This window comes from Pseudomonas helvetica, assembly GCF_039908645.1.
Taxonomy (GTDB): domain Bacteria; phylum Pseudomonadota; class Gammaproteobacteria; order Pseudomonadales; family Pseudomonadaceae; genus Aquipseudomonas; species Aquipseudomonas helvetica.
Map to the genome: position 1 here is coordinate 1,399,747 of NZ_CP150917.1, position 23,535 is coordinate 1,423,281.

Genomic DNA, 23,535 nt, shown 5'->3' on the forward strand with positions numbered 1-23,535 from the left:
GGTACTGGCAGCAAAGAGGTCACCGCTGAACAAGTCCAATGGACTGGCTGACGGGGGGCGTAGACAACGACCCCGACCTGCAAGGATGCAGGTCATCGGCGGTAATTTCCCTTAACTCAACAACTGACACTGTGACACTTGAACAGGAAACCGCTTTATGTCTCCAAGCGTTATCAATAAACCCTCGGAGCTGATTCTCGCTATCGGTGAGGCACTTCGGCCGATTTATCCAGGCCTGAAGGTTGGGGGATATCAGGATTTCGATGGGGTTGTCGATGATGCCTGGGTCCTGATCGCGATTCAGCGCGATGCCGCGGGCACCCGCGCCAACGATGGGCGTATCGCTCATGTCCTGACGATCTCGCTGCAAGGCGTGGTCGCCGGGAAGAGCGGGCATTCAGGGCTTGAGGCCTGCAATCTCGCCAGCGCACTGAAGGATATCGTCACGGATAACCGTTGGGGCGTATCGGGAGGGCAATGCGACCTGCCGATGAGCATCGAGGCAGTGCCGTCGACGTTCACCAGCGGTGAGCAGGTGTACGACGCATGGACGGTTTCATTTTCCCAGACGCTGTACTTCGGCTCGCCGTTGCTCGATGAGCCAACGGGGACGCCAAAGTTCGCGTTCACCTCGCAAGTCTCGAACATCGACGATCCGGATCAATACACAGCGCTTGTTTAACAAGCACTCAAGGAGTGGCCCATGTTTGACGCTCTTCTACGTATGCAACTCGGTCCGATCATTGAGCGTTTGGCTGAGATGGAGACCGAGTTCGAAGACCTGCACCGGCGTGCCGACAGCTTCTGTCGCATCGGCGTGTGTGTAGAGGTCGATGCCGCCAGCAACACCTGCAAGGTCAGCCATGGGGATCTGCTGACGCCGGCGATCAGGTTCTTCAACCCGAGTGCTGGCGAACAGAGTGAATCGCGCATTCCTTCCGAGGGTGAGCAGTGCTTGCTGCTGAACTATGGCGGCGGCGATAGCGCCGGGCAATCGGTCGCCTTGTTCGGCCTCAACAGCAACCGGTTCCCGCCGGTTTCGACCGTGGCCACGCTGACACGTCGTCGACACAAGGACGGCACCGAAAGCAGCTACGACGATGCAAGCCATGTCCTGAGCTGGACCAATGGACAGACGACATTCAAGGGCTCGCGTGAGTCGGTCGAGTTGACCGTCGGCCCGGCCCGGCTGGCGCTGACCCCTGAGGCCATCGAGCTGAAGCTGGGCGCAGTCGGCGTGCTGCTCGACGCCTCTGGCGTTCACTTCCTCGGCCCTTTGGTGGATCACCAGGGACGAGTCATCAGTACGGCATAAGGGACTTCCCATGATTGGAGTCGATAGAAACACCGGGGCAGCGGTCGACGACTGGCTGCAGTTTGTGCAGCGCGCAACCCGCGCACTGACCACCCCGCTGGGCACTCGTCAAAAGCGTCCGCTGTATGGATCGCTGGTCCCTGATTTGCTGGGGCAGAACGTTGGCGACGACGTGTTGATCCTGGCGCAGAGCCACGCAGCACAGGCGTTTTACAACAAGGCAAACGGTATCGATGATTTTCAGCCTGAGGTCATTGTCGCCAGTCGTCTAGGAGCGGGTCTGTTGTTGCGCTTCGCCGGCACCTGGAAAAACCGCAAACAGACATTCGAGGTCGTGACATGAGCATGCTGATACCCGGTCAAAACCAGTTGGCTGAGCCGGCGATTGTCACGGTCGAGGCGTTCGAGGCGCTGCTCGCAGAGTTCAAGGCGTTTGTCGTCGACTACGTGGCCGCCCGTTCACCGGAAACAGCCGCCAAACTGCAAGTCAGCCTCGACAACGAAAGCGAGCTGCTGACCCTGGCCCTTGAGGCCTTTTGTGTGCGGCTGCAAACCCACGAACGCAAATACAACGCCCGCATCAAGCAGATGCTCGCGTGGTGGGCGACCGGCAGCAACCTCGACGCCCGCCTCGCGGACATGGGTCTTGAGCGTCAGGTACTGGACCCGGGAAATCCGGCGGCATTCCCGCCGATCCCACCCACTTATGAAAGCGACGACAATGCCCGGCTGCGTTACTACCTGGCGCCGCATGCACCGGCAGCGGGTTCGCGGATGCAGTATCGTCGCGAGGTGTTCACCCTCGGCGAACGGCCCGCAGTGAAGGTCGAAACCATGGCTCCGGGCGTGGTGACGGTGACCTACAGCTTTGATCCGGATGGCTACGCGGCGCAGGTCAAGGATGGCAACGGGCGCCGAACAGCGCCTGGCGAGGTGAGGGTCACCGTGCTGTCGCGAGAGGCTGACGGTACGCCGTCTGCGGACCTGCTGGACGGGGTTCGCCGGCACTTTGCCCGCCCTGACGTCAGGCCCGAAACGGATCTCGTCACGGTGCAGGCCGCCGAAATCAAACGCTACAAGATCCGGGTAGTCGCGAAGATCAACGCCGGACCGGATTCGGGTTTGACCAAGGTGGCCGCTGAGCAGCAGTTGCAGGCGTATGCCGATGCGTGCCATCGGCTGGAAGGGCGGGTCGATCCGAGCTGGATCGATTACACGATACATACCGCCGGCGCGGTACAGCTGGAGATCCTCGAGCCAGTGGAGCCCATCGTGACCACAGCCTTCCAGGCTCCGTACTGCACGGGTGTCGAGGTTGAGGTGCTGACGCTATGAGTGATCAAGCTTCTCGTCCGAGCCTGTTGCCGGCGAACAGTTCGCCGCTGGAAAAAGCGCTCGATCTCGGTTTTGGTCAATTGCTCGATCGCATTGCTCTGCCGTTCCCTGAATTGATGAATCCAGCGAAGACACCGTCGGCGTTCTTGCCGTATCTCGCCGCGGATCGTGGTGTCAGCGAATGGGACGCGGGCGCCAGCGAGTCAGAAAAGCGTTTGACCGTCTCACTGTCCTGGCAGATCCAGCGGCAGGCCGGAACCAATAAAGCGTTGAGTCATGCCGTCGAATCGCTGGGTTTCACACCGAATATCTCTGCCTGGTACGAGCAGCGACCTCTCGGTAACCCCTACACCTTCGACGTGCAGGCGATCATCGGTCGAAGCTGGTCGAGTGGCGATCACAATCGCTTGATACGCCGCGTCAATGCGGCGAAGAGCGAGCGAGACGATGCAACCATCACCGTCGTTCACGAAACGAGCGGCGACCTGCGTGTTGCTGCGGGTGCTGATCCTGGGCTGAGTATCAGCGACGACAGTCAACCGGGCGCATTGCCTGAAGTGAAGCTGCACGCTTGGCTTGCAATGCACAGCGCCGTACACACGCCGCTTTCCGATGGCGAACTATTCCTTTTTGGGGCGCTGCCTGAATACGACTGACAGGCGCTGGGGTGTCTCAGCGCTACACCATTAACGATTACGACCTCAGGGCGCAGCTATGACAGAAGACATTACGCGCTTGGTTCGCTTCACTTCCGCCGGTCTGGATGAAGTGTTGCAGGCAAAAAACCAAGGCTTGAAAGGTGAGATTACTCACATCGGTGTGGGCACCGCTCGCTATGACCCGAACGGCTCGGAAACAGCCCTTCGCGATGAGCGGCAACGGGTGGCGATTGTTGACTACGAGGACCTGGGTTCCCGGCAGCTACGGATGGCCGCGCTGTTCAGCGGTCCGGATGAATACGAGATTGGCGAGTTTGGCTTCTATCTCGCCAGCGGCACGTTGCTGGCGGTTTACTCGGTCGCTGGAAAGCTGCTGACGTATAAGGCCAGCGCCGCTCGTGTATTGCAAAAATTCACCCTCGATATTTCGCCATTGCCGGCGGACAGCGTGACCATTGTTGTCGGTAGTGAAAACCTCAATGTGTTGTTGGCTGAGGAGATCTCGATCATGGCTGCGGCCTCGATCGGCAATATGTCCCGCCATGTTGATCTGATGTTGCGGGTTATGGATCTTGAAGCGAAATAGGGGGGGCATGAGTGTTCCGCATTTGACGAACTTCGACGGTGCTGTTTTGGGCTTTGAAGTGGTGTGCGCATCCGCTGATCGCGCTTCAACGCTGGACGCGAATATGAACTATGGCTTTCATAAACTTGTAGCGGCGTTTAACGCTGGTGCTGAAAAGATAAACTTTACCAGGGGTTGATGATGGGAATTGAAACAACTATCACAAAGGTTGTAGATGCATGTGAAAAACTTACCCAGACGGTGACTGATCAGATCGGCAAGATCGATGCTCGCATGGACGCGGCATTAGGTCAGTTCACTGCATGGCGCGGCGCCGTACAGGCAAAGGATATTAACGGGCGGGCCTCTTACTCACAGATTATTGATTTGACCGGGTTGTCTACTAATATTTTTTATCCGGTTTGGTGGCGAATGCCTGGCAACGAGCAGGGAATCTCCGAGATTCTGATATCCAGGAACTACAGTCTCGACAGTGAAAAAAATCCGTTCAACAACAATTTTGAAGTCCACGTGGCTGGCTTGAATTTGCAGATGGAGGGGTGTGGGATTCCTTGGAATGGTGATGCAAACTTCCTGGCAGTAAAACGGGTTTCTCAAACGTATCGGGAAACCGTTCGGCGCGTTGAGTTTGGGATGCTTTCGTACGTCCGTCCGGTAACAGGTGTCAAGCCGATTTATCTTAATCAGGTTTCCGGTGCGTTGGTGAACTCTCCGCAGGAGTCGGGATGCTATTTGCGTGGCGGACTGTCCTATATCATTACAAAAAGTTTTGAAGCGCCGGTGAAGTACAGTCGTTCTGATGCTGAGGTTGAACTGAGTCAAGCTGTAACTTCTGAATATGAGATTTCGTGGAAGGTAAAACCTTTTGCAGTTACCGCGCCTGAGTTGGGCACAACGTATCCCGAAAACAGAATGGCTTATACGTTTGACAACGATAAACGCTATGCAGCAAAAGGGGTTTAAAGATGACCGGTTTTATCAAAGAGCTATTGCTTGACTCGGGTGAGACGCTGATCAATGTGCCAACTGATCGCCCCACATTGGTAGCGCTTGGATTCAGTGAGGCTCGAGCCGATGAGCTCTGCCTTGACGCTGAGCGCGTAGCGAAGTCGGTGGCAGTCGGGGCAGCGCGTCGTGCCCTGTACGTAGCTGAGGCTGATCCGTTGTTTCTCGAGTGGCAATACGACGAAACACCTGAAAAGGAAAAAGCGTGGCGCGATAAGGTGGCCGAAATCAAGGCGCTCTATCCGTTACCTGATCGCACCTGAATCCCCAACCGCGTAAGCGGTTTTTTTTCGCCCGCACAAAGCCTCTGCAATGGGGCTTTTGTGTTGTTGAGTCTGGAGAAATTCGTAAATGTCCAATCGTCAGAAATACACCGTCCTCATCCCATTCCCCACCGGTGGTGGCCATTGGTCGAGTGTCGGCCAACAGCTCGAACTGCTCGACGTTGAGGCCAACGCGTTGCGCAGCGCTGGCCGTCTGGAGCTGACCAGCGTCCTCGAGGCCGAGGCCTCCCCAACCACCCCGGCCAAAAAGGCCACCATCAAGAAGGCTGAATAACCATGGCTGAGGTTTTGAACTTCGAGCACAACGGCATCACCGTCAATGCCACCGAATCCCCCGAGGCCATGGGTGGCCTGGGTGACAACGTCATCGGTCTGGTCGGCACGGCGCCGAATGCCAACCCGCTGATCCCGAAAAATACCCCGTTCCGCATCAACAGCTTCACCACCCACGCGCAGCTCGATCCGACCGGCGCCGAGGCAGGCACGCTGTATCAGGCGGTTTACCAGATCCTGAAAGTGGTCAAGGTGCCGGTGTATGTGGTCATCGTCGAAGAGGGCGCGACCCCGGCCGACACCCTGAACAACGTCATCGGCGGCAACGAAGCGCTGACCGGTCGCAAGTTGGGCCTGGCCGCGTTGAGCGGCGTGCCTGAAGACCTGACCATCATCGGTGCTCCGGGCTTTACCGGCACCAAAGCGGTGGCCAGTGAGTTCGCCTCGTTCGGCAAGCGCATCAAGGCCCGTGTGGTACTCGATGGCAAGGACACTTCGGTCGCCGATCAGGTGACCTACAGCAAGGAACTGGGCGGTGCGGATCTGGGTTTCGACCGCTGCCTCGTCGTACACAACATGCCTGCGGTGTACTCCAAGGCGGCGAAGAAAAACGTGTTCCTGGCGCCGTCGAGCCTGGCTATCGCGGCACTCGCCAAGGTCAAGCAATGGGAAAGCCCGGGCAACCAGGTGACCTACGCCGAAGACGTTTCGCGGACCGTGGAATACAACATCCTCGACACCTCGACCGAGGGCGATCTGCTCAACCGCTACGGCATCAGCTACTACGCCCGTACCGTCCTTGGCGGCTTTTCGCTGCTGGGTAACCGCTCGATCACCGGCAAGTTCATCAGCTATGTCGGCCTGGAAGATGCGATCAGCCGCAAGCTGGTCAAGGCCGGCCAAAAAGCCATGGCCAAGAACCTGACCAAGTCGTTCATGGATCAGGAGGTCAAGCGCATCAACGACTGGCTGCAAACCCTGGTCGCCGACGAAACCATCCCTGGCGGCAGCGTGTACCTGCACCCGGAATTGAACAGCGTCGAGAAGTACAAAAACGGCACTTGGTTCATCGTCATCGACTACGGCCGCTACGCGCCGAACGAACACATGGTTTACCAACTCAACGCCCGCGATGAAATCATCGAGCAGTTCCTGGAGGATGTTCTCTAATGTTTACCAACCGCGTAAGACAGGCCATCGCGGCCACCCTGCAAGGCCTGCCGTTGTCGGCGACCGTGGAAGAATTTACCCCGCCGAAGATCGAATTCGAGATGGAAAACATGGTCGGCGGCCGCTTTATCGGCGAGGAAATGGCCAAGAGCGGGAAAGCGCTGACCTCCAAGCTGATTCTGCAAGGCGCCGGCCCGGAAATCATGCTTGCTTTGGGCGTGAAGCTGGGCGACGACATTCTGCTGAACGTGCGTGAAGCCGGCCAGGATCAGGATGGCAACACCTGGTTCACCTACCACACCGTCGGCGGTAAGTTGAAATCTCTTGAGGAAGCCGTTCTCAAAATGAACGAGAAGCCCAAGACGACCCTTGAGCTGTCCTGCCGCACCTACAACCGTCTGGAAAACGGCATCCCGGTGATCGACATCGACGTGCGCACCCAGAAGTTCGTGCTCAACGGCGTCGACATTCTCGGCGACGCACGCCGCGCCGTGCTGTTGCCTTAAGCGACCGCAACACCGTCCTGTATCGCCGTCTTCACCTGCTGGTTTCCGGCTTGCTGCGGACGGCTTTTTTGTATGAGCAAGGAATCATTTCATGTCCTGGATGCCGCCTAAACATGTCCTGTTGTCGCCGATTACCGGTGACGATGAGTTGCAGATCGAGCAGATCCAACTCAAGCCGCTGCACTACGCCGCGCAGAAAGAGGCGCTGGCCCGCGCCGGCGAGGATGAGGACGATCAGTTCTTCGAACTGGCCAAATTGGCCACCGGCCTGTCGGTCAAGGAACTTGATCAGCTCAAACGCCCGGACTACGTAAGCATTGCGCAGTACGTGCACGAAATGTCGACCCGCCCGGCGTCGTACTTTCTACAGCAGGCTGACGAAGTTTCGGACGACGATCCCGATCAGGTGCAACTGCTGCAACCGCTCAATGTGGCAGGCCGTAGCATGACTTCGCTGACTCTGGAAATGCCGGTGCTGCGCGCCACCAAGGCGATGAAAAAACTGAAGACGGCCAAGGAACGCGCCGAGTTCATTACCGCTCACTGTACCGGCCTGATGCTTCCCGACCTGGCCTCGCTGACCGTGCCCGACTGGACCCAGTTGCAGGTGCGCATCGACGATTTTTTAAACAAACCGGCGGACTTCTTTCGGAACGCGACATCGAAGTAATCCTCGATGTGGTGCCGCTCATTTACTCGGTAAGTGAGGCGGAAATTCTGGAGTGGGACGCTGGCAAGGCATTGCGCCGCTACGACATCGCGATCACTCGCCTTGGCGTGAAACAGGAGTAGAGCGGGATGGCGGACGATAGATATTCGCTCAAATACGCGGCCCTCAACGACAGCGGGTTGGCGTTCGGTAATACCAGCCTGACTACGGCAGCCACGAGTGTTGCGTCAGCACAAGGTACGGGCACGTCCGCCAGGGATCAGATGTCTGGCCTCGGTCTGGCGCTGGAAAACGTCGGGCTCAAGCTCGGTCTGCTGACGACGGCTATCGAGTCGTTGACCTTGAAACTTTCGTCGCAGCGATTGTTGTCCCAGGCGATGGGCGCCGGTGCCAAGAGTGAGCCGGCCAGCGAGCAAAAGAGTGCGGGCAAGCCGGGTAGCGGTATCGAACCGCCGGACCTGCTCAAACCCGCGATAGCGATGGATTCGGCCATGGCCGATCTGAAGCAGGCAGCCCAATTTACCCCGCGCCAGAGCGAAGAGATGGTGCAGTCAACCCAGCACATCGCCAGCGCTCCGCTGGTGGCGGCCGGGGGGACCAAGGCAGTTGATTTGGTGAAGATTGAAAGTCTGGCGGCCAGGGCAGGAATCGTTAGCGATCTGCCCAATGCATCCGACCGACAGTTAGAGTTGCAGCGCTTCGCCAGCGACGCCGGCGTCGCCGCGTCGGCGTTCAAAATGCCGGCCATGGATGTCGCCGAGATGATGGTCGGCTGGCGCACCTCCATGAAGCTCAACGGTGCTGAAACCTTTGACTTGGCGGATGCAACCAACCATCTGGGCAAGATACCCAATGGTGCAAAAGCGGCCGATATCGGTGCCGTCTTGCAGCGTGACGGCGCTGCGGCTACGGCGGCAGGCCTGTCTCCTGCGCTAGCCGCAGCGTTGACGGCGGCATTGCTCAATACCGGTACGCAAAAGGCTGATGCCGGCGTAGCGCTAAAAAGCATCACCACGGTCATGGGCAAGGGTGATCAGGCCTCGGCAACCGAGCAAGCGGCCTGGAAGCAGCTGGGGCTGGAGCCGAAAGCGGTGGCGAGCGGCCTGCGTGACAAGGACGCCGCGCCTGGCACGGTGATGTCGGTGCTTGCGGCCTTGAACGCGCAACCTGCCGAGAATCGCGCGAAGCTTGCCTCCACGCTATTTGGCGATGGTGATAAGCCCGCGCTGAACATGGCGCAAAACCTTACCGATGTGAATGGCGCCTTCTGGCAGGTAAAAGACAAAGCCCAGTACGCCACGTCGGAGCTGGGTGACAAGGGCTCGGTAAGGCAAGACGCACTCGCACTGTCGAAAACCCGGCAAGGCCAATGGAACGTCTTGAGTGCAAGCAATGATCGTCTGTCGGTGGCTACGGGTAATGCTCTGGCGCCTGTGACGGATAGTTCGCTCCACTCGCTTGGTTCGCTGGTGGACGGCTTGAGTGAATTGGCTGAAGCCTCCCCGAAAACCACCGCTGCCATTGTGCTGGTTGCAGCGGCGATCAAACCGCTGGTGGGGGCGCTGTTCAAAGCCATGACGGATGAGCTGACCAATCGGATGGCCAAGCGAGTCTTGGGTGGGGTGGCCGCACGGCTCCCTGATCGATTGGGTGAGGCGATTTCCGACGATTTCAGAAACAAAGGCCGGACGGACAAACCGAATGCCAGCGAGACAAACAGGAGTCCAGAACCCAGAAATGGTCCGTCTGTGCGTGTGAGTCCGCGAGGCTCGCGTGCGAGCACTCCTCGCTGGGGCGGGTTGACTGCCTCAATGCGTTCGATACCCCGCAAGCTTCCCGGTCCATTGAAAGGAGTCAGCGCCGTCGCTGATGTGACCGAGGGTCTGCTTGTCGGCAACACCCGGATGGTGGGAGCAGGCCTTGGGGCTGCAGGCGGTGGCTGGGCGGGGGCTTCGGCCGGTGCGGCCGCGGGTGCCGCCTTGGGCAGTGTCGTTCCGCTGTTGGGTACTGCCATCGGTGGAGTTCTTGGCGGGCTGGTAGGCGGCTGGATGGGCAGTGAGTCAGGTGCCTGGCTGGGTGAAAAGCTCGCAGCGCCTGCCGACAAACTCGCCGCTCCGGACCAGGTCAGTAAAGACCTGACCAACACCCAGGCCACCAGTCAGCAAAATGCACTGACCGCGAACATTTATATCAATGGTCAGGATCAAGCCAGCGCCGCTCAACTGGCAAACCTGGTGGTGCAGCATATTTCCGGGCAATTCGGACTGATGACAACGACTAATCAACTCGCCGTGCGACGTGACACGGCCCTGACTGACGGGGTGGCTTGATGAGGCAGCAAATGGCACTCGGAAGCTTCATTTTCGGCTTGTCACGCAACTTCGCCTACAGCGGTCTGGTGCGCAAGTCGGACGGCGGCTGGGTGAAGGTGGATATCCTGACCAGCAAGCCCAAGTCCAGCCAGACCGGTCAAGGCCTGCAAAGCCTGACGATAACCGGCAAGGCGATGTACGCGGTGGCCATGGACCGGCTCGATGAATTGCGCGCCTTGCAAGCAATGAGAGTACCGCTGCCGTTGGTCGATGGCATTGGCCGCAACTGGGGTTTATGGCGGATCAATGATGTGACGGAAACCCAAAGCGATGTGATTGATGACGGCACGGCGATGTTGATCAATTGGTCGATTACGTTGGAGGAATTCGTCAATGCGTAAGGTACGAACGGTGGCCGGTGACTCGGTGAATCTGTTGCTCTACCGCGAGCTTGAACGTTGTGATGATTTGGCTGAAGAGGCGCTGTGGCGCCTCAACCCGACGCTGGCCGAGCAAGCTCCGGTACTGCCAGCAGGCATCTGGGTGGTGCTGCCGGAACTTGAATCCAGACCCGTAGCGACCACACCGGTAACCGCGTGGGATTAAGGAGGTTACATGGCATTGGGGTTCACGCCAGCGGTAGAAATTTACGGGGCCAACGCGGCCCTGATCAATCAGCGCCTGATCAGTTGGGAGCACATCGATGCCGCCGGTATCGAGTCCGATCAACTGACTCTGGTGCTCGATCTGGAAGGCCTTGAAGGGCTGCCGAGCCTGGGCGGGAAAGTCGGCTTGCTCGTGGGTTATCTGGAATCCGGGCTGGTGGATAAAGGCCAGTTTCTGGTAACCCGACGCACGCCGACGCTGTTCCCGTTTCGCGTGTCTTTGGTGGCTACCGCCGCGCCGTTCAGTGCGGCAGACGAGAGCGGATTTCAGCAGCGCCGCTCGGCCAGCCATGGCCCGACTACCCTCGGCGCATTGTTTCGCGAGCTGACAGCCAGGCACGGCTTTTCGCCGAGGGTGGACCCGGCATTGGCGCTGAAAAAGGTCGAGCACATCGACCAGTCGAATGAAACCGACATGGGTTTCATCACGCGCTTGGCGAGCAAGTACGGCGCCGTCGCCAAACCGGTCAATGAGCTGTATGTGCTGGCTCGGCCAGGCCAGGTCAAGTCGTTGTCGGGCAAAGTATTGCCGGACGTGAAATTGTCGGTCACTCACAACAATCGCCCCGGCGATCATGCGTTTATCACCGCCACCCTCGATGACTCCGCCCGGGGCAAAAGCCAGGGCTGCAAGATCAGTTGGTGGGACGCCGCAGCCGGTTTGCTGCGGGTGGTTGAAACCGGGCTCGCGCCGTTCAAGACCGTGCGCCAGCGCTGCCAAAGTGCGGAAGAAGCGCAGGCGGTCGGCGAAGCCGAAGTGCGCAAAATGGGCCGTGAAAAGCTCAAGGTAAAAATCAGCTGTCCGGGTAATCCTGACTTTTCGGCTGAAGGGCTGGTAGTGCTGGACGACACGTGGCCGGGCTTTATGCGTGGGCGCTGGTCGATCGATAAAGTCACCGCCAGCGGCGATCGCACCAATAGCTATCGCTGCATGATCGAGGCGACTTGCCTTGACCCGAATGCTGACGCCATCGCCTGATCCAGGTTCCGGTCAGATCGCCTGCGGCAGCACATTCAACATCACCGCGACTGACGCACCGCCATCGCGAGCAAGCTCTGCTCCTACAAGAGCGGTGCCTTTCATAAAACGCTGGAGCGCCCTCATGAAGATCACGCCGATCCTCACGCAGTTGCGTGAGCAATGCCCAACCCTGGCCAATCGCGTGGCCGCAGGCTTAGACCTCGCCACGCTGCAAACCAACACACCGCTGCAAACCCCATGTGCCTACGTCGTGCCGCTCGCCGATCTGGCGAGCAAAAGCGTGGCGCAAAACCTGATGTTGCAACCGATCCGCGACCGTTTCGAAGTGACCCTGGTGCTCGACACCACGGACGCTACAAAAGCGCTGGATCTGTTGCACGACCTGCGCGCCGAACTCTGGCGCGCACTGGTGGGTTTCAAGCCCGGTAGCGGTTACGACGCCATCGTCTACGACGGCGGCGAACTGGTTTCCATCAACAGCAGTCGTGCGCTGTATCGCCTGCGCTTTTTTACCGAGTTTCAGCTCGGCCGCAATCTGCCAGGTCAGCCGGCAGAGAGCTGGCACGAGCGTGAACTGGACGGCTTGTCGTCCTTTGCCGGGGTGACCGTGCGGGTCGATGCGATCGATCCGGCGGACCCCAACCTGAAACGTCCGGGGCCTGACGGGCGCCTGGAACTGACTTTTTCTGGAGACGTAAAGCAATGAGCAAACGCATCACTGTGCTGCCGGCCGAAGGCCGTGCCGTGCCCGACCCGGAAGCGGGCGATCTGTTGCCTCTCGAAGGCCGTGAAGTGCCGGACAACGCCTGGTGGCGTCGACGTCTGGCCGATGGCGATATCACTACCAAAGCCGTGGAAGCGGCAACACCACAGGGAGCCAAATAATGGCGATCGGATTCAGCAACATTCCTGCGGACATTCGTGTTCCGCTGTTCTACGCCGAGATGGACAATTCGGCAGCCAATAGCGCGTCGTCGGCCATGCGCCGGTTGATCGTCGCTCAGGTCAACGACAACGTTGCCAGCGCCGAAGTCGGCAAACTGGTGCTGGTGTCCAGCGTGGCGCTGGCCAAAAGCATCGGCGGCCAAGGCTCGATGCTGGCCTCGATGTACGAGACCTGGCGCAAGACCGATCCGGTCGGCGAAATCTGGTGCCTGCCGGTGCACAACACCGTGGGCAGCATTGCCAAAGGTGTGCTGACCCTGACTGGCACCGCAACGGAAAGCGGTGTGCTCAACCTGTACGTTGGTGGCGTGCGTGTTCAAGCGGCCGTGGTCAATGCTGCAACCGCGGCTCAGGCAGCGACTGCACTGGCTCTGAAAATCAACGCCAGCGCCGATCTGCCGGTTACCGCCGCTGCGGTCGAAGGCGTGATTACCCTGGCCGCCAAATGGACCGGTGACAGCGCCAACGACATCAGCCTGCAGTTCAATCGCCTGGGCAAGAGCAATGGCGAAGACACACCGGCTGGCCTGACCACCGCCATCACCCCAATGGCCGGTGGTGCTGGCGTGCCGGATCAAGTAGCGGCAGTCGCAGCGCTGGGTGATGAGCCGTTCGAATTCATCTGCATGCCGTGGACTGACACTGCAACCCTCAATACCTGGCAAGCCGTCATGGATGACAGCGTCGGTCGTTGGTCGTGGGCCAAGCAATTGTTCGGTCACGTCTACACCGCCAAACGCGGCACCGTTGGCACTCTGGTCGCCGCCGGTCAAACCCGTAACGACCAGCACATGACCATTCAGGCGCTGGAGCTGGGTGTCCCTCAACCGTTCTGGGTTCAGGCGGCCGCACTGGCTGCGCGCACCTCGGTGTTCATCTCTGCCGACGCCAGCCGTCCGACCCAAAGCGGCAGCCTGCCGGGCGTTGAACCGGCTCCGGCCAGTGAGCGCTTCACCCTGACCGAGCGCCAGTCGTTGCTCAACTACGGCATCGCTACCGCGTACTACGAAGGCGGCTACGTGCGCATTCAGCGTGCGATCACTACCTATCAGAAGAACGCTTACGGTCAGGCAGACAACTCCTACCTGGACAGCGAAACCATGCACCAGTCGGCGTTCATCGTGCGTCGTCTGCAAAGCGTGATCACCAGCAAGTACGGCCGTCACAAACTGGCCGCCGACGGCACCCGTTTCGGTGCCGGCCAGCCGATCGTGACCCCGAGCACCATTCGCGGTGAGCTGATCGCCCAGTACGCCAAGCTCGAACTGGAAGGCCACGTCGAGAACGCCGAGCTGTTCGCCGAACACCTGATCGTCGAGCGCGACAGCCAGGACCCGAGCCGCGTCAACGTGCTGTTCCCGCCGGATTACATCAACGGCCTGCGTGTGTTCGCGCTGCTCAACCAATTCCGTTTGCAGTACGACAACGCGGCCTGAGTGCCGCGTTTCACTGTGTGATTTGTGCCCACCTCGCGTGGGCTTTTTATTGAAGGGAGAAACACCATGGGTCAACTGATTGCGGGCACCTGCTACGTCAAAGTGGACGGCGCTCAACTGACCATCAACGGTGGCTGCGAAGCGCCGCTGATGTCCACCAAACGCGAAACACTGGTGCCGGGTTTCTACAAGGAAACCGACATCACCCCATCGTTCAAGGTGACGGCACTGCACACCCCGGACTTCCCGCTCAAGCAGCTGATCGCCGGTACCGACATGACCGTCACCTGCGAATTCAGCAACGGCAAAGTCTTCGTGCTGGCCGGTGCCTACCTGGTCGATGCGCCGATTTCCAAGGGCGATGACGCGTCTATCGCGTTGGTCTTCGAAGGTGTGAAGGGGACCTGGCAATGACTCAAGCCGTGAAGCTGCAAGTGGCCATCGAGGCCCACGGCGAGCCGCTGACCGAACTGACCCTGCGCCGTCCGACGGTGCAGGAAGTGCGGGCGATCAAAGCGTTGCCGTACAAGATCGACAAGAGCGAAGAAGTCAGCCTGGACATGGATGTCGCGGCCAAATACATCGCAGTCTGCGCCGGCATCCCGCCGTCGTCGGTCAACCAGTTGGACCTGGCTGACCTCAACGCGTTGAGCTGGGCCGTCGCGAGTTTTTTCATGAGTGCGGCATCGGCGCCATCTCCGACCTGATCGCTGTCGCCTATGACCTGGCCTGGTTCTGGAAGGTTGACCCCGAACAGATGATGGCCCGGCCACTGGACGTGCTCCGCGAATCACTGGAGCACGCGCAACGGATCAATGCGATGCAGCAGGTGCAGTGATGGCAGAGACAGAAAAGATTGAGAAAAAAGCGGTCTTGCTGACAGGCATCGATGAACTGTCACCCAAGCTCGCGGCCCTTCGGGCGAAAGTCGATGGCTTCAAAAACAACCTTGAGCAGGCCGGCCTGGGCAAGCTGGATATCAGCGGGTTGTTCAAGGGCGGTAGCGTGGTCACGCCCTTCGTCGAAGGTATCAAGTCGGCGGCAGCGTTCCAGGGCAAATTGGCTGAGGTCGGTGAGACGGCAAAAAACGTCGATGTACCGAGCGTGCCCAAAAGCGCTGCGCAAAACCTGAACGTTTTCAGCGCTTCGATGGACAAGGTCTCGGTCGCGGTTGACGCCGCATTGCTGCCGGCAGTCAGCGCGGTGGTGGTCGGTCTCGAGCCGTTGCTCAATGGCGTCGGAACGTTGCTCAACGAAAACCCGGAACTGGTCCAGGGCATTGCCGCGGGCGCTATCGCGTTCTCGGCCATTCAATCGGCGGTTACGGGTGCTTCACAAGCGCTTGATCTGATGAGCACGGTGCTCAAGACCAGTCCGCTGATGCTGATAGCCATGGGCATTGCGTTGGTGGCTGGGGTAATCGTTGCAAACTGGAAGCCGATCTCGGCGTTTTTCGCCGGGCTCTGGCAAGAGATTGCACCGGTTGTCATGCCGATGGTCGAGTTCTTCAAGACGATGTTCGCCTTCACGCCGCTGGGGCTGATCATCAATAACTGGGGGCCGATCAGTCAGGTGTTCGCCGCGCTCTGGGACGTTATCAAAGCGGCGGCTTCGCTGCTGTTCGACGCGTTCAAGGTGATCTTCAGCTGGACACCATTAGGGATGATCATCGCCAACTGGCGTCCGGTCAGCAGCTTCTTCAGTTCGCTTTGGCAAGGGATCAAAGCCGTTGCTGTGCCGGTCATCGACTTCTTCAAGACACTGTTTTCCTGGACTCCGTTGGGGATGATCGTTAGCAACTGGCAACCGCTGGTTGGATTGTTTTCAGCGATCTGGGATTTGCTTCGGGCTTTGGCTGTGCCAGTGATGAGCTTTTTCAAGAAGCTCTTCGACTGGTCGCCGCTGGGCATGGTGCTCAACAACTGGAAGCCACTGGTTGGTTTTTTCTCGGCGACCTGGGATGTGTTGCGTGCACTGGCGGCGCCAGTAGTCGACTTCTTCAAAGGTCTGTTCGACTGGTCGCCGATGGCGCTGGTCAGCGCAGCCTGGGACCCGCTGAGCAACTACTTCTCGGGGTTGTGGCAAACCCTGGAGGTGATGGCTCAACCGGTGGTGGACTTCTTCAAAGGTCTGTTCGACTGGTCGCCGATGGTGCAGGTCAGTGCGGCGTGGGAGCCACTGAGTGAATTCTTCTCGGGCTTGTGGGACTCGCTGAGCAGTGTCACGGCCCCGGTCGGGGAACTGTTCAAAACGCTGTTCGACTGGTCACCGATGCAGATGATTACCGAACACTGGACGCCGATCATCGCGTGGTTCAGTGGGCTGTGGGAAAAGCTCAAGGCGATTATCGAGCCGATCAAGGACCTGTTCGGCGGCAGTGTCAGTGGCTTCATCGCGAAGATCACCGGCAAGGTCGAAGGCTTGACCGAGGCGCAACAGAAAACCAACGCCGAAGGCAAAGGTGAACTGGCGCCAGCGTTTTTCGGTGCCAGTAACGATCAAGCGTCGCTGTCGAGTGATTTGCCGAAAGGCTCCAACGCCCTGGTGCAACAAAGCGCCGCCAACAACCGTGCGCAACTGGAAGGCGGCCTGACGGTGCGCTTTGAAAATGCACCGGCCGGCATGCGTACCGATCAACCACAGACCAACCAGCCTGGCCTGGCCGTGACGTCGCAGATTGGCTATCGCTCACTGTCTCTAGGAGGTTCCAATGAGTTGGCGTGATCGTTTGTTGCCGGCGTCGTTTCGCGGCGTCGGATTCTGGGTCGATCAGGCGAAAACCCCGGTCGGCCAGAAAGGTCAGTTGCATGAGTATCCCCAGCGTGACCAGCCGTTCTTCGAGGGCCTTGGCCAACAGGCGAAGATCCACGACCTGACGGCGTTTATCGTTGGGCCCGATTGCCTGGAGCAGCGTGACAAACTGCTCAAGGCGCTGGAGGAGGGCGCGGGTGAGTTGGTTCATCCGTGGCTGGGGCGGATGCAGGTCAAGGTCGGCGAATGCGAAATGACCCAGACCCGTCAGGACGGCGGGCTGGTGACGTTCGCCCTGAAGTTCTACCCCGACCAGCCGCTGCAGTTCCCCACCGCCCAGGTCAACACTCGCGAGCAATTGCTGGTGTCGGCCGACAGCTTGTTGGGGTCGATGGTAGGTCGCTTCGAAGATGCCATGAGCCTCATCAAGGCGGCACGGATCGGCATCAAGGAACTGCGCGACAGCCTCAAAGACGTCTACGAGGTCATCGAGCATGAGTTCAAGGAGGTTATCGAGACCTACAAGGAACTCAGTTTGCTGGTCAAGGCGATCAAGGAACTGCCCCGTGAAGTGAGCGCGGAGTTCAAGGGTTTGCTGGGTGACATCAAGGAACTCGGGGACTTCGCTCGTGAGGGTTACCGTGGCGTGCTCGCCAGCGCTTCGCAGCAGGTTGAAGCGGTGAAAAAGATCGACGCTCCCAAGCTCACCACTGGCAAGGACACGGTGGCGGCGGCTCAGGCCATGGCCAATCTGGTGCAGGACGCGTTGTTGGTGAAGCTCGGCTATCAGGTGGCGCGGATGCCGGTGGCGACTCCGGTGGTCAAATTGAACTCCACGCCGTCCCTCGCGCAGCAAGCCGTGCAACCGGTGCTGCGGGTGGACGTGCCGGTGGCCGACGATGTGCTGACCTTGCGCGATGCGCTCAATGAAGCGATCTGGCAAGCCGCGCTCAAGGCGGACGCTGTGCATTATCAAGCGCTCAACGCCATGCGCCAGCAACTGTTCGGGCATCTGACGGCGGTGGCATCTTCCGGTGTGCGGCTGATCACGTTGTCTCCCAATCAGAGCATGCCGGCACTGGTGCTCACCTACAAATACCTGGGGGATGCCACTCGGGTGAGTGAAGTGACGCAACGCAACGGGGTGATCCACTTTGGATTCCTGCCCCCGGGCGGCCTGCAAATCGCCCGGGAGTAGACCATGACCGACCTTGCAAACGCCGTCAGCCTGACCGTTAACGGTCTGGATTATGGCGGCTGGAAAAGTGTGGAAATCAGTGCGGACCTGGAGCGTCAGTTCCGCACCTTCACACTCAACATCACCTGGCAATGGCCGGGGCAAACCCTGGCGGTGCCGATCAAACCCGGCTCACGTTGCCAAGTGCGGATCGGTTGCGACCTGGTGCTCACGGGACACGTCTACAAGGCACCGGTCAGTTACGACGGCAAGCAGATCAGTCTGAGTATCGAGGGCAGTTCGCTGACCCGGGACCTGGTGGATTGCGCGGCGATCAACCGTCCGAGCCAATGGCAGGAACAAAGCGTGCTGAGCATCGTCCAGGCTCTGGCATCGCCTTATGGCGTGAGCGTGGTCAGCGAGATCGCACAAACCGCCAAGTTGAATAAACACAGCATCGTCCCGGGAGAAACGGTGTTTCAGTCCATCGACCGCTTGCTGACCCTGTACCGGGTGTTCTCCACCGACGATGCCGAAGGCCGCGTGCTGTTGGCGAAACCCGGCAGCGGCGGGCGGGCCAGTGATGTGCTGGAACTGGGCAAGAACATTCTCTCGGCCAACGCGCCGATGGATTTCAGCCAGGTCTTCTCTGAATACCGGGTCATTGGCCAGCACAAGGGCAGCGACAGCAAAAGCGGCAGTGCGGTGAGCGAGGTGTCGGGTGTGGCGACCGATGCTACGGCCCAACGCAAACGGGTCACGGTGATCAGCGAAAGTGCGCAACTGACGCCAGAACTGGCGCAACAACGTGCCGACTGGGAAAGCGCCACCCGCACTGGCAAGGCCCTGACGACGACCTATCGCGTGCAAGGCTGGCGGCAATCCAACGGCGATTTGTGGCGGCACAACACGCAGGTCAGGGTGATCGACAAGGTGCTGGGTTTTGATCAGGACATGCTGATCTCGAAGGTCACTTACTCGCTCTCTGAGCAGGGCTCCATCACCACCCTGCAAGTGGCGCCGCCGCATACCTTCGACGCCAACCCGGTGCCCCCCAAGAAGTCTTGATGCTGAACCTGTGGGAGCGGGCCGGGCGGCGTTCCGATGCTCGCGAAAGCGTCTTGTCTGACACACCGCGTCGTCCCATTCGCAGGCAAGCCAGCTCCCACAAAAAAGCGCGCTCGCCATTCAAGGAAAACCCAATGAGCCTACTGACACGCCTCTTGGCGCGCGGCACCGTCGTACTCGCCAATTCGGCGACCAAGCTGCAATCGCTGCAAATGCGCCTGACTGCCGGCGAAGTGAACGACGACATGGAGCACTTCGAACCCTACGGTTTCACCAGCAACCCGCTGGCCGGTGCCGAAGGTATCGCGACCTTTCTCGGCGGCGATCGCTCCCACGCCGTGGTACTGGTGGTCGCCGATCGCCGCTATCGCCTCAAGGCGCTGGCGCCCGGTGAAGTGGCGATCTACACCGACGAAGGGGACAAGGTCCACTTCAAGCGCGGCCGGATCATCGACATCGAAACCAGCACGCTGAACATCCGCGCCAGCAGCGCTGTGAACATCGATACGCCGACCCTGACCCAGACCGGCAAGATCGTCTCCCAGGGTGACCAGGTCGCTGGCGGTATCAGCCAGATCAAACACGTGCATCCGGGCGTCCAGCCGGGCAACGGCCAGACCGCTGCCCCCGCAGGAGGTCAGTGATGTTTATCAGTCATGACCTCAAGACCGCATTGACCCGTTCGGTGCTGATCAGCCTCTTCACCTGGCGCCGCGCCGCCGACGATGACTTCCTCGATGACGACGAACGCTTCGGCTGGTGGGGCGACAGTTTTCCCACGGTGGCCGATGACCGAATCGGCTCGCGCCTGTGGTTGTTGCGCCGGGTCAAGCTGACCCGGCAGACCCAGCTCGACGCCGAATTTTATGCCCGCGAAGCCCTGCAATGGCTGATCGACGACGGCCATTGCAGCGCCATCGAGATCCTCAGCGAACGCCTCGACGACCAGCGCTTGAACCTGCGCACGGTCCTGACCCTGGCCGACGGTGAGCGTCTGGACATCAACCCTGAACACAGTTGGCAGGTGACCTATGCCGTTTGAAACGCCTTCGCTGCCGGTGCTGATCAAGCGCACCCAAAGCGACCTGGCCAGCGATTCGCTGCGCCAGTCCGATGCGCAAGTTCTGGCCCGAACCCTCGGCGGTGCAGCCTTTGGCCTGTATGGCTATCTGGACTGGATCGCCGAGCAGATTCTGCCGGACAAGGCCGATGAACCGACCCTGGAACGCATCGCCGCGCTACGCCTCAACCAGCCGCGTAAAGCGGCGCAATCCGCCCGCGGCAGCGTCAGCTTCAGCGCCACGGCGGGCGCGGTGCTGGACGTCGACACCCTGCTGCAATCGAGCGACGGTCGCACCTACAAAGTGACCGCCGCGCTCACCACCAGCAATGGCCTCAACAGCACCACCATCGCCGCGCTGGACGCCGGATCGCTCGGCAATGCGGATGCAGGCATGACGCTGATCCCGGTGCAACCGATCCAGGGCATCGGCGGAGTCTTCACCGTGCTGGCGCCGGGCCTGACTGGCGGCATTGCCCGCGAAAGCCTCGAATCGCTGCGCTCGCGGGTGATTCGCTCGTACCGCATCATTCCTCACGGCGGCTCGGCGCAAGACTATGAAACCTGGGCGCTGGAGTGCCCCGGAATCACCCGCGCCTGGTGTCGTGGCAGCTATCTGGGGCCAGGCACTGTCGGTTTGTTCGTCATGCGTGACGATGACCCGCAGCCGGTTCCGGACGCGACGCAACTGGCGTTGGTTCAGGCGCACATCGAGCCTTTGCGCCCGGTCACCGCCGAGTTGCATGTGCTGGCGCCGGTGCAGATGCCGGTGACCTACCGTCTGCGCCTGACCCCTGACACCAGCGCTGTACGCGCTGCCGTCGAAGCGCAGTTGCGCGACTTGCACAACCGCGAGGCCGGTCTCGGGGAAACCTTGCTGTTGACTCACATTGCCGAAGCCATCAGCAGCGCCACCGGCGAGAGCGATCACAAACTGGTCGCGCCAGCCGCCGACGTTACGGCCGCGAGCAATCAGCTGCTGACGTTCGGAGGTTGCGTATGGCTGCAATAAGAACCGCCGAACAATACCAGGCCCAATTGCGCAGCCTGCTGCCCAGCGGCCCGGCCTGGGATCCGGAGCGAGTGCCGGAACTGGAGCAAGTCCTGGAAGGCGTCTCCCAGGAACTGGCACGTCTCGACGCCCGCGCCGCCGACCTGCTCAACGAAATGGACCCGGCCGGCGTCAGCGAACTGGTGCCGGACTGGGAACGGGTGATGAACCTGCCCGACCCATGCCTGGGCCTGACCCCGCTGTTCGACGACCGCCGCCTCGCGGTACGCCGGCGGCTGCTCGCGGTCGGCAGCCAGGCAATCAGCTACTTCGTCGAAATCGCCCGCACCCAGGGCTACCCGAACGCCACCATCACCGAACTCGAAGCCCCGCGCATGGGCCGCTCGCGTTTCGGTGCGGCGCACTTCGGTACCTGGCAGGCGCAGTTCATGTGGACACTGAATACCGGTGGACGATTGTTGCTGGGCCGGCGTTTTGGGGCGAGTTATTGGGGCGAGCGCTTTGGCATGAACCCGGGCTCGGCGCTGGAGTGTTTGATCCACCGCAGTGCGCCGGCTCATACATTGGTGCACATCAATTATGACTAGGGGATAGGAAATGGATTATCCGAAGAGTGTGCCCAGCGCCGGGTTGATCAGCGGCAAGTTTGTCGATGAAAACCCGCTGACCGGAACGCCGGGGTCACTGATTCCGGCGGCGTGGGGTAATGGAGTCACCCAGGAGATTGTGAACGTCATCAAGGCGGGCGAGTTGACCCCGGATGAGACGAAAAACGATCAGTTGTTGCAAGCGATTCAGAGCGTTACGGCCAAGGGCTGGAATCAGGATCTGGCATTGCCCATTGCGGCGTTACCTTTGCCGACGGTGGCGACAGCTGATGCGCGTCTGCCGGTGACACCGACAGCTATTTCGACCAGTGGCGGGAAGGTGTCGATTCCGGCGGGTGTGTACATCAGCATTGGTCAGGAGGTGCTGGCTGGGCAACTCGGCCGGTCTCGAACCTTCATGACAACGGCATGGAGCAGTGCGGACTTGCTGCCGAACTCGGGGTACTTCCTCAGGGCTCAGGTGGTGGGTGGTGCGCTGACTTTTTACATGCAGCGTGGAACCCTTTTTGACGTTGCGCCGGATTCTCAGAAAGGGACGATCAACGGCGCTGCCGGGGGTGGTTTTGCCTCAACCACATTGGATATATGCCTTGCCTGGGTGGTGACTGCCGCACCTGGCACCGTACCAGTCGTGCGCCAGATCTATAACCGTGCCCGACTTTCCTGGACTCAGACGGTGAATGGTACGGGAGTGATTTACCTGCCGCTTGACCCGCATGCTCGTGCGGCGCGTCTTGTCGCCGGTAATCCTACGCCTTCTGCTACTGCGGTGACCTCACTGGCCTTTGCGACAGCCGGGTGGTTGGGAGGCAATTATTGCTTCTTGTCCCCGGTACTGACGACGAGTTCAAACTTTTCTACAGGGTGGGCCAACCCGGCCAACCCGGTACCTTGCATGCTGTTTACCAATAACGTTTTGAGCGACGTAACGGTATCGACGCTGACGGCCAGTTTTGATCACTCTCAACTGCGCTCGCTCTGGCAGGTTTACCAGGCAGAGCACACGTACGGCTCTGCCAGTGCCGACAGTGATGAATTGCTGTTGAGCATGGGCATGAAGAGTCACCAGGCCTTGGCTGACTACAGCTCTGGTATCGCTGTCAATTTCGCTGACGCTGTAAATGTCCATCTTTCCTGGGAGTTGATCCGATGAAAATCATTCAGGAACTTCATGATCATGACGGTGAACTTCGTCCTGCTCAGCCTTCACCAGCCCATGACTGGGATGGCGCCGAATGGGTGCTGAATCCCGCCAAAGTGGCAGAGGTAGAGCGTGACCATGCAGAGCGTCTTTGCTCCCAAGTGGACGCGGCGGCCGACAGCGCCCGCAAGGCTCTGACCGGGGATCCGCTGCGCGCGATGGAATATGCGAGCGCTGCCGCCGATGCACGGGCCTTCAAGGACGCGGGTTACCCCAAAAAAGCCGTCCCACTGTCCGTGAGCGCATGGGCCGTCAAAGGTCGAACAGCCCAAGAGGCTGCTGACGACATTCTTGGCAAATCGGCCGAATTCAATAACAGCTTGTTGACCCTGCGCACCCTGCGCTTGAAAGCCAAGGAGCAGATCAGGGCTCAAGTCGCCAAGGGCAAGACTGAACGGGCGAAAGAAGTGTGCGATGCAGCCATTCTGGCCCTGCATAACGTCGTGAGCGAACTGTCGCAGTAGAGCGCAGCGGGTTAGCCCCGGCCACGATGAGTATGAGTCTCTTGAGAGACA

The 23,535-nt window shown here is 59.9% G+C and carries 31 protein-coding genes; all 31 read left to right on the forward strand.

From position 1 onward, the window contains the following. The first annotated feature begins 157 nt into the window (after positions 1-157). Positions 158-682 carry a hypothetical protein gene (locus tag AABM55_RS06230; RefSeq protein ID WP_347929090.1) on the forward strand — a complete coding sequence of 175 codons (525 nt, stop codon included), beginning with the start codon at positions 158-160 and terminating at the stop codon, positions 680-682. Between the two features lie 21 nt (positions 683-703). Next, the gene (locus tag AABM55_RS06235) at positions 704-1,315 is read left to right on the forward strand and encodes a phage baseplate assembly protein V (RefSeq protein ID WP_347929091.1); all 612 of its coding nucleotides are present in this window, start codon (positions 704-706) and stop codon (positions 1,313-1,315) included. Positions 1,316-1,325: 10 nt separating this feature from the next. Further along, positions 1,326-1,658 carry a phage baseplate protein gene (locus AABM55_RS06240; protein ID WP_347929092.1) on the forward strand — a complete coding sequence of 111 codons (333 nt, stop codon included), beginning with the start codon at positions 1,326-1,328 and terminating at the stop codon, positions 1,656-1,658. Continuing rightward, positions 1,655-2,650 carry a baseplate J/gp47 family protein gene (locus tag AABM55_RS06245; protein ID WP_347929093.1) on the forward strand — a complete coding sequence of 332 codons (996 nt, stop codon included), beginning with the start codon at positions 1,655-1,657 and terminating at the stop codon, positions 2,648-2,650. The genes AABM55_RS06240 and AABM55_RS06245 overlap by 4 nt, the downstream gene beginning before the upstream one ends. Continuing rightward, positions 2,647-3,306: a phage tail protein I gene (locus tag AABM55_RS06250; RefSeq protein WP_347929094.1), complete on the forward strand. Its 660-nt coding sequence runs from the start codon at positions 2,647-2,649 to the stop codon at positions 3,304-3,306. The genes AABM55_RS06245 and AABM55_RS06250 overlap by 4 nt, the downstream gene beginning before the upstream one ends. Before the next feature lie 58 nt (positions 3,307-3,364). Further along, the gene (locus AABM55_RS06255; RefSeq protein ID WP_054595940.1) at positions 3,365-3,895 is read left to right on the forward strand and encodes a hypothetical protein; all 531 of its coding nucleotides are present in this window, start codon (positions 3,365-3,367) and stop codon (positions 3,893-3,895) included. A 7-nt stretch (positions 3,896-3,902) separates the two neighbouring features. Continuing rightward, positions 3,903-4,073 (forward strand): hypothetical protein, encoded by a 171-nt coding sequence (locus AABM55_RS06260; RefSeq protein WP_158246523.1) that lies wholly within the window; start codon positions 3,903-3,905, stop codon positions 4,071-4,073. Further along, positions 4,073-4,858: a phage tail protein gene (locus AABM55_RS06265; protein ID WP_237142898.1), complete on the forward strand. Its 786-nt coding sequence runs from the start codon at positions 4,073-4,075 to the stop codon at positions 4,856-4,858. Before AABM55_RS06260 ends, AABM55_RS06265 begins: the two co-directional genes overlap by 1 nt. 2 nt (positions 4,859-4,860) lie before the next feature. After that, the gene (locus tag AABM55_RS06270; protein ID WP_347929095.1) at positions 4,861-5,163 is read left to right on the forward strand and encodes a hypothetical protein; all 303 of its coding nucleotides are present in this window, start codon (positions 4,861-4,863) and stop codon (positions 5,161-5,163) included. Between the two features lie 88 nt (positions 5,164-5,251). After that, positions 5,252-5,458, forward strand: coding sequence for a hypothetical protein (locus AABM55_RS06275; protein WP_347929096.1), 207 nt, complete (start codon positions 5,252-5,254; stop codon positions 5,456-5,458). Positions 5,459-5,460: 2 nt separating this feature from the next. Further along, on the forward strand, positions 5,461-6,627 hold the full coding sequence (locus AABM55_RS06280; RefSeq protein WP_347929097.1) for a phage tail protein: 1,167 nt from the start codon (positions 5,461-5,463) through the stop codon (positions 6,625-6,627). Beyond that, the gene (locus AABM55_RS06285; protein ID WP_347929098.1) at positions 6,627-7,133 is read left to right on the forward strand and encodes a phage major tail tube protein; all 507 of its coding nucleotides are present in this window, start codon (positions 6,627-6,629) and stop codon (positions 7,131-7,133) included. The genes AABM55_RS06280 and AABM55_RS06285 overlap by 1 nt, the downstream gene beginning before the upstream one ends. A 91-nt stretch (positions 7,134-7,224) precedes the next feature. After that, a complete protein-coding gene (locus AABM55_RS06290; protein ID WP_347929099.1) occupies positions 7,225-7,803 on the forward strand; it encodes a phage tail assembly protein in 579 nt (192 codons plus the stop codon). 128 nt (positions 7,804-7,931) lie between these two features. Then, positions 7,932-10,133, forward strand: coding sequence for a phage tail tape measure protein (locus AABM55_RS06295; protein WP_347929100.1), 2,202 nt, complete (start codon positions 7,932-7,934; stop codon positions 10,131-10,133). After that, on the forward strand, positions 10,133-10,516 hold the full coding sequence (locus tag AABM55_RS06300) for a phage tail protein (protein ID WP_054595947.1): 384 nt from the start codon (positions 10,133-10,135) through the stop codon (positions 10,514-10,516). The genes AABM55_RS06295 and AABM55_RS06300 overlap by 1 nt, the downstream gene beginning before the upstream one ends. After that, positions 10,509-10,721, forward strand: coding sequence for a tail protein X (locus AABM55_RS06305; RefSeq protein ID WP_054595948.1), 213 nt, complete (start codon positions 10,509-10,511; stop codon positions 10,719-10,721). Before AABM55_RS06300 ends, AABM55_RS06305 begins: the two co-directional genes overlap by 8 nt. Before the next feature lie 9 nt (positions 10,722-10,730). Then, positions 10,731-11,759: a phage late control D family protein gene (locus tag AABM55_RS06310; protein ID WP_347929101.1), complete on the forward strand. Its 1,029-nt coding sequence runs from the start codon at positions 10,731-10,733 to the stop codon at positions 11,757-11,759. A 124-nt stretch (positions 11,760-11,883) separates the two neighbouring features. Then, entirely contained in the window at positions 11,884-12,468 is a 585-nt protein-coding gene (locus AABM55_RS06315) for a hypothetical protein (protein WP_347929102.1), read from the forward strand. Then, positions 12,465-12,647, forward strand: coding sequence for a DUF2635 domain-containing protein (locus AABM55_RS06320; RefSeq protein WP_054595951.1), 183 nt, complete (start codon positions 12,465-12,467; stop codon positions 12,645-12,647). Before AABM55_RS06315 ends, AABM55_RS06320 begins: the two co-directional genes overlap by 4 nt. Beyond that, positions 12,647-14,143 (forward strand): phage tail sheath subtilisin-like domain-containing protein, encoded by a 1,497-nt coding sequence (locus AABM55_RS06325; RefSeq protein ID WP_054595952.1) that lies wholly within the window; start codon positions 12,647-12,649, stop codon positions 14,141-14,143. Before AABM55_RS06320 ends, AABM55_RS06325 begins: the two co-directional genes overlap by 1 nt. 66 nt (positions 14,144-14,209) lie before the next feature. Continuing rightward, positions 14,210-14,557 (forward strand): phage tail tube protein, encoded by a 348-nt coding sequence (locus AABM55_RS06330; RefSeq protein WP_054595953.1) that lies wholly within the window; start codon positions 14,210-14,212, stop codon positions 14,555-14,557. Then, on the forward strand, positions 14,554-14,850 hold the full coding sequence (locus tag AABM55_RS06335; protein WP_054595954.1) for a phage tail assembly protein: 297 nt from the start codon (positions 14,554-14,556) through the stop codon (positions 14,848-14,850). Before AABM55_RS06330 ends, AABM55_RS06335 begins: the two co-directional genes overlap by 4 nt. Positions 14,851-14,980: 130 nt before the next feature. Beyond that, positions 14,981-16,867, forward strand: coding sequence for a phage tail protein (locus tag AABM55_RS06340; protein ID WP_347929103.1), 1,887 nt, complete (start codon positions 14,981-14,983; stop codon positions 16,865-16,867). Next, positions 16,854-18,092 (forward strand): DNA circularization N-terminal domain-containing protein, encoded by a 1,239-nt coding sequence (locus tag AABM55_RS06345; protein ID WP_347929104.1) that lies wholly within the window; start codon positions 16,854-16,856, stop codon positions 18,090-18,092. Before AABM55_RS06340 ends, AABM55_RS06345 begins: the two co-directional genes overlap by 14 nt. A gap of 3 nt (positions 18,093-18,095) precedes the next feature. Then, complete coding sequence (locus tag AABM55_RS06350) at positions 18,096-19,139, forward strand: phage baseplate assembly protein (RefSeq protein ID WP_347929105.1); 1,044 nt, start codon at positions 18,096-18,098, stop codon at positions 19,137-19,139. A gap of 134 nt (positions 19,140-19,273) precedes the next feature. Continuing rightward, complete coding sequence (locus tag AABM55_RS06355; RefSeq protein WP_103315485.1) at positions 19,274-19,783, forward strand: phage baseplate assembly protein V; 510 nt, start codon at positions 19,274-19,276, stop codon at positions 19,781-19,783. Then, positions 19,783-20,181 carry a phage GP46 family protein gene (locus tag AABM55_RS06360; protein WP_054595959.1) on the forward strand — a complete coding sequence of 133 codons (399 nt, stop codon included), beginning with the start codon at positions 19,783-19,785 and terminating at the stop codon, positions 20,179-20,181. Before AABM55_RS06355 ends, AABM55_RS06360 begins: the two co-directional genes overlap by 1 nt. Beyond that, positions 20,171-21,211: a baseplate J/gp47 family protein gene (locus tag AABM55_RS06365; RefSeq protein ID WP_347929106.1), complete on the forward strand. Its 1,041-nt coding sequence runs from the start codon at positions 20,171-20,173 to the stop codon at positions 21,209-21,211. The genes AABM55_RS06360 and AABM55_RS06365 overlap by 11 nt, the downstream gene beginning before the upstream one ends. Continuing rightward, positions 21,199-21,798, forward strand: coding sequence for a putative phage tail protein (locus AABM55_RS06370; RefSeq protein ID WP_347929107.1), 600 nt, complete (start codon positions 21,199-21,201; stop codon positions 21,796-21,798). The genes AABM55_RS06365 and AABM55_RS06370 overlap by 13 nt, the downstream gene beginning before the upstream one ends. Before the next feature lie 10 nt (positions 21,799-21,808). Continuing rightward, positions 21,809-22,972 (forward strand): phage tail protein, encoded by a 1,164-nt coding sequence (locus tag AABM55_RS06375; RefSeq protein WP_347929108.1) that lies wholly within the window; start codon positions 21,809-21,811, stop codon positions 22,970-22,972. Further along, a complete protein-coding gene (locus AABM55_RS06380) occupies positions 22,969-23,484 on the forward strand; it encodes a phage tail protein (protein ID WP_347929109.1) in 516 nt (171 codons plus the stop codon). The genes AABM55_RS06375 and AABM55_RS06380 overlap by 4 nt, the downstream gene beginning before the upstream one ends. The last annotated feature ends 51 nt before the right edge of the window (positions 23,485-23,535 follow it).

What these genes read in the sequence shown, in the direction of transcription:
- AABM55_RS06350 (WP_347929105.1), top strand. Translation starts at nt 18,096, where the DNA reads ATGACCGACCTTGCAAACGCCGTCAGCCTGACCGTTAACGGTCTGGAT.
- AABM55_RS06375 (WP_347929108.1), top strand. Translation starts at nt 21,809, where the DNA reads ATGGATTATCCGAAGAGTGTGCCCAGCGCCGGGTTGATCAGCGGCAAG.
- AABM55_RS06365 (WP_347929106.1), top strand. Translation starts at nt 20,171, where the DNA reads ATGCCGTTTGAAACGCCTTCGCTGCCGGTGCTGATCAAGCGCACCCAA.
- AABM55_RS06265 (WP_237142898.1), top strand. Translation starts at nt 4,073, where the DNA reads ATGATGGGAATTGAAACAACTATCACAAAGGTTGTAGATGCATGTGAA.
- AABM55_RS06260 (WP_158246523.1), top strand. Translation starts at nt 3,903, where the DNA reads ATGAGTGTTCCGCATTTGACGAACTTCGACGGTGCTGTTTTGGGCTTT.
- AABM55_RS06380 (WP_347929109.1), top strand. Translation starts at nt 22,969, where the DNA reads ATGAAAATCATTCAGGAACTTCATGATCATGACGGTGAACTTCGTCCT.
- AABM55_RS06290 (WP_347929099.1), top strand. Translation starts at nt 7,225, where the DNA reads ATGTCCTGGATGCCGCCTAAACATGTCCTGTTGTCGCCGATTACCGGT.
- AABM55_RS06270 (WP_347929095.1), top strand. Translation starts at nt 4,861, where the DNA reads ATGACCGGTTTTATCAAAGAGCTATTGCTTGACTCGGGTGAGACGCTG.
- AABM55_RS06230 (WP_347929090.1), top strand. Translation starts at nt 158, where the DNA reads ATGTCTCCAAGCGTTATCAATAAACCCTCGGAGCTGATTCTCGCTATC.
- AABM55_RS06300 (WP_054595947.1), top strand. Translation starts at nt 10,133, where the DNA reads ATGAGGCAGCAAATGGCACTCGGAAGCTTCATTTTCGGCTTGTCACGC.
- AABM55_RS06370 (WP_347929107.1), top strand. Translation starts at nt 21,199, where the DNA reads ATGGCTGCAATAAGAACCGCCGAACAATACCAGGCCCAATTGCGCAGC.
- AABM55_RS06285 (WP_347929098.1), top strand. Translation starts at nt 6,627, where the DNA reads ATGTTTACCAACCGCGTAAGACAGGCCATCGCGGCCACCCTGCAAGGC.
- AABM55_RS06250 (WP_347929094.1), top strand. Translation starts at nt 2,647, where the DNA reads ATGAGTGATCAAGCTTCTCGTCCGAGCCTGTTGCCGGCGAACAGTTCG.
- AABM55_RS06255 (WP_054595940.1), top strand. Translation starts at nt 3,365, where the DNA reads ATGACAGAAGACATTACGCGCTTGGTTCGCTTCACTTCCGCCGGTCTG.
- AABM55_RS06335 (WP_054595954.1), top strand. Translation starts at nt 14,554, where the DNA reads ATGACTCAAGCCGTGAAGCTGCAAGTGGCCATCGAGGCCCACGGCGAG.
- AABM55_RS06280 (WP_347929097.1), top strand. Translation starts at nt 5,461, where the DNA reads ATGGCTGAGGTTTTGAACTTCGAGCACAACGGCATCACCGTCAATGCC.
- AABM55_RS06325 (WP_054595952.1), top strand. Translation starts at nt 12,647, where the DNA reads ATGGCGATCGGATTCAGCAACATTCCTGCGGACATTCGTGTTCCGCTG.
- AABM55_RS06360 (WP_054595959.1), top strand. Translation starts at nt 19,783, where the DNA reads ATGTTTATCAGTCATGACCTCAAGACCGCATTGACCCGTTCGGTGCTG.
- AABM55_RS06355 (WP_103315485.1), top strand. Translation starts at nt 19,274, where the DNA reads ATGAGCCTACTGACACGCCTCTTGGCGCGCGGCACCGTCGTACTCGCC.
- AABM55_RS06275 (WP_347929096.1), top strand. Translation starts at nt 5,252, where the DNA reads ATGTCCAATCGTCAGAAATACACCGTCCTCATCCCATTCCCCACCGGT.
- AABM55_RS06310 (WP_347929101.1), top strand. Translation starts at nt 10,731, where the DNA reads ATGGCATTGGGGTTCACGCCAGCGGTAGAAATTTACGGGGCCAACGCG.
- AABM55_RS06340 (WP_347929103.1), top strand. Translation starts at nt 14,981, where the DNA reads ATGGCAGAGACAGAAAAGATTGAGAAAAAAGCGGTCTTGCTGACAGGC.
- AABM55_RS06245 (WP_347929093.1), top strand. Translation starts at nt 1,655, where the DNA reads ATGAGCATGCTGATACCCGGTCAAAACCAGTTGGCTGAGCCGGCGATT.
- AABM55_RS06305 (WP_054595948.1), top strand. Translation starts at nt 10,509, where the DNA reads ATGCGTAAGGTACGAACGGTGGCCGGTGACTCGGTGAATCTGTTGCTC.
- AABM55_RS06240 (WP_347929092.1), top strand. Translation starts at nt 1,326, where the DNA reads ATGATTGGAGTCGATAGAAACACCGGGGCAGCGGTCGACGACTGGCTG.
- AABM55_RS06345 (WP_347929104.1), top strand. Translation starts at nt 16,854, where the DNA reads ATGAGTTGGCGTGATCGTTTGTTGCCGGCGTCGTTTCGCGGCGTCGGA.
- AABM55_RS06330 (WP_054595953.1), top strand. Translation starts at nt 14,210, where the DNA reads ATGGGTCAACTGATTGCGGGCACCTGCTACGTCAAAGTGGACGGCGCT.
- AABM55_RS06315 (WP_347929102.1), top strand. Translation starts at nt 11,884, where the DNA reads ATGAAGATCACGCCGATCCTCACGCAGTTGCGTGAGCAATGCCCAACC.
- AABM55_RS06235 (WP_347929091.1), top strand. Translation starts at nt 704, where the DNA reads ATGTTTGACGCTCTTCTACGTATGCAACTCGGTCCGATCATTGAGCGT.
- AABM55_RS06320 (WP_054595951.1), top strand. Translation starts at nt 12,465, where the DNA reads ATGAGCAAACGCATCACTGTGCTGCCGGCCGAAGGCCGTGCCGTGCCC.
- AABM55_RS06295 (WP_347929100.1), top strand. Translation starts at nt 7,932, where the DNA reads ATGGCGGACGATAGATATTCGCTCAAATACGCGGCCCTCAACGACAGC.